Here is a 378-nt window from a genome sequence, read left to right as displayed (position 1 = left end):
ACCGGCGACCGACTGGTCCGTGGTGGACGCGCCGGTGACAGGCGGACCGGCGACCGACCGGCCGGTGACGGGCGCGCCGGTGACGGACTAGTTCGTGGCGGGTGCGTCGGTGGCGGGCGGGCCGGTCTCTTCCGGTGGGAACAGGCGCATCCGGTGCGCCAGCGCCGCCGCCTCCCCCCGCCCGGAGACCCCGAGCTTGGCCAGGATGTTCGAGACGTGCACGCTGGCCGTCTTCGGGGAGATGAACAGCTCCCCGGCGATCTGCCGGTTGCTGCGCCCCGCGGCCACCAGCCGCAGCACGTCGCGCTCCCGGCCGGTGAGGCCCAGCGCCCCGGCCGGGTCGGCGGGAGCGGACGGGGTCCGTCCGGGCGGACCGGC

The 378-nt window shown here is 77.2% G+C and carries 1 protein-coding gene; it reads right to left on the bottom strand.

The window, feature by feature from the left end; all coding sequences use genetic code 11:
- Window positions 1–87 precede the first annotated feature (87 nt).
- On the bottom strand, window positions 88–378 hold a 291-nt coding region (locus HO151_RS01010; RefSeq protein WP_173894249.1), incomplete at its 5' end, for a response regulator transcription factor.

The organism is Streptomyces sp. 8P21H-1, assembly GCF_013302945.1.
The sequence above is the reverse complement of the archived record's forward strand: the minus strand, read 5'-3'. Positions and strand labels throughout refer to the sequence as shown.